Source organism: Fictibacillus iocasae, from assembly GCF_042665465.1.
Taxonomy (GTDB): Bacteria; Bacillota; Bacilli; order Bacillales; family Fictibacillaceae; genus Fictibacillus; species Fictibacillus iocasae.
On the sequence record NZ_JBHTCP010000032.1, the window covers coordinates 1 to 2,364 of the forward strand.

The window sequence follows — 2,364 nt, forward strand, 5'->3', positions numbered from 1 at the left end:
GTAAGCCCGAAATATAAAATAAAGCACACCCTTCGGTGCGCGTGACAAATAGCCGTAGAGGATAGATTTCTTATCCGATCTACGGCTATTTTATTTTCCGCATGCTTCTTGGATATGCTTGGACCAAGGCAGATAACGGTTTAAGAGATCTGGCTGCTGGCGGAAGTCCAGATTGGGCAGATCCGTCAGTACTTTGACAAGGTATTGATAAAAATCTATGCCGTTTGCTTTTGCTGTTTCTGCTAGGCTTAAACAAATGGCATTCGCCTCTGCGCCAGCTTCGCTGACGGAGAAAAGCCAATTTTTTCGGCCGATAACATTTGGACGGATCGCATTTTCAGCTGGATTGTTATCAATTTCGATTCGGCCGTCATTCAAGAAGGCTTTCAGCCCAGCGATGCGATTTAGCGTGTAGTCAGCTGCTTTGGCAAGGGCATTTTTCCCGAAGAACGGAGAGCTTTCCACCCACTCTAAGAATTTCTCAACAATGGGTTTTGAATGTTTTTGCCGCTGTCTCCTTCTCTTGCCAGGAGATAAATGCTTAAATTGCCTTTCCAGCCGGTACAACTCATCGCAATAACGGACACCGGTTTGCCCATTTTTGCTTTCGGCTTTCAACCAGTACCGGCGGACATGCGACCAACAATTAGCGAAGGTAATGCCCGCTAGCTTGCCGTAGGCCGAATAACCATCGCAAATCATTGTTCCAGAGTATCCACGGATAAACTGTTCGAGGACAGATCTAGCCCGCGATAAGGAACTTTGGAACAGAATAATCTCAGGACCTTGGCTCGGCACACTCCGATACACCCAATTATAGGCATTGGTTTGTCCTGATTTGCCATCAGAACGATGAATGATTTGCCCGTACGTTTCATCGGCATGCAGCACGGATTTAGACAGAAGACGTTCTTTCAATATTTCGTACACGGGCTGAAGCCAATCACGTGATGCACGGATCACCCAATTGGAAAGGTTCTTGTCGTTCGTCTTCATACCATGCCGTTCCCATTCTTTTACCTGCCGGTAAAGAGGCAGATATTGTACGAATTTATCGTAGATGACTTTGGCCAGCACGCTAGGGCTGGCGATACTACGCTGAATGACGGGCTGCGGTGCTTTCCCTCGTTTGATCTGTGCTTTTTGTGCAGCGTCACCTTTGCAGTTTTTGCATTCATAGGCATGTTCAATATGCTGAATTTTCTTCATTCTTGCAGGAATAAAGGCAGCTTCTTCACGCACCGTAGTGGTGCCAATTTCGGTCATTGAACCTTGGCAACAGCTGCACCTTGTGTTTTTCGGATGGTAATGGACAGCCTCTATTTCAATGCCCTCACGCAGAGAATCGTTTCGTTTTTTTGATCGTGCTTTCCGGACAACAGTATAAGAAATCGTCTGTTGGCTTTGTTCTACTGTGTGCTCAGTTTCGTTAAAAGAAGGATCATCGTCAAACAACGAACCTTGCCCATCGGGCACTTGGTATTTTGATTTCTCGGTTTTAGATCCGAATAGCAGCTTGGTTAAATGGCGTACTTGCTCGGTTAATGCTTCAATCTGCTTGGACAATTCTTTATTCTGTTGATTGGAATGTGCCAGTTGCTCTTCGAGAAGCCGGACCAGTTTTTCAGATTGATTGCCTGTCGCCTTAACCATGCGTTTCACCACGTTTCGTCCTGTATTGTTCTTTCCATTATAATGGGTTTGAATGCCAGAAGAAACAAGTATTTGATCTCTTTTAAAATACGCCTTGCAGGGACGGCTGAATGGCTTTTGGCTGTTGAATCGATAATCCTTCCAACAACCATCTCAGTTCTTGTTGAGATAAATTGCGGACGGCCTGCTCATCTTTCGGCCACTGCAGCTTACCATTATCTAGCCGTTTATAAAGCATGGCAAAGCCATTTCCATCAAAATATAAACACTTATACCGGTCTTTTTTCCAGCCGGCGAAAAGAAAAATAGAGTCGCCGTAAGGATCCAGTTCGAAAGAATCTTGGATTAATGTAGCTAGTCCGTCTATGCCTTTTCTCATATCTGTCTTCCCACAAATAATGTAGATGTTTTTTACATCTGTATAATCATATTTCACTCCTGTCTCAACTCCTTTATCACGGTTTGGATGATATGCTCACTCGCTCCGTGGAAGAAGGAAATTTCTATGCCGGCTGCTTTGACCGTGCAAACAGGATCGGGGGAAAGTGCGGTTGAATTTGGAGAAGGACTAGTTTCTTTTTTGACATCCAATGTAACGGGGACGATGGCCAGTTTTTGTGACAGCATGGAAAAGCACCTCCTTCAATGAGATACTTCTATCGTACCGGAGGTGCCATACAAGTTATATGCGTTGTTTGAATACGGGCTTAC

The 2,364-nt window shown here is 44.9% G+C and carries 3 protein-coding genes; all 3 read right to left on the minus strand.

The window, feature by feature from the left end; translation table 11 throughout:
* Positions 1 to 90 precede the first annotated feature (90 nt).
* The 3 genes from tnpC to ACFQPF_RS11485 all read right to left on the minus strand — a co-directional run bounded on the left by tnpC (position 91) and on the right by ACFQPF_RS11485 (position 2,280).
* Positions 91 to 1,653 carry an IS66 family transposase gene (tnpC, locus tag ACFQPF_RS11475; protein WP_379749750.1) on the minus strand — a complete coding sequence of 521 codons (1,563 nt, stop codon included), beginning with the start codon at positions 1,651 to 1,653 and terminating at the stop codon, positions 91 to 93.
* 82 nt (positions 1,654 to 1,735) lie between these two features.
* Entirely contained in the window at positions 1,736 to 2,089 is a 354-nt protein-coding gene (tnpB, locus tag ACFQPF_RS11480; RefSeq protein WP_379749746.1) for an IS66 family insertion sequence element accessory protein TnpB, read from the minus strand.
* Positions 2,086 to 2,280, minus strand: a complete 195-nt coding sequence (locus ACFQPF_RS11485) for a hypothetical protein (protein WP_379749748.1) — start codon at positions 2,278 to 2,280, stop codon at positions 2,086 to 2,088. The genes tnpB and ACFQPF_RS11485 overlap by 4 nt, the downstream gene beginning before the upstream one ends.
* Positions 2,281 to 2,364 lie beyond the last annotated feature (84 nt).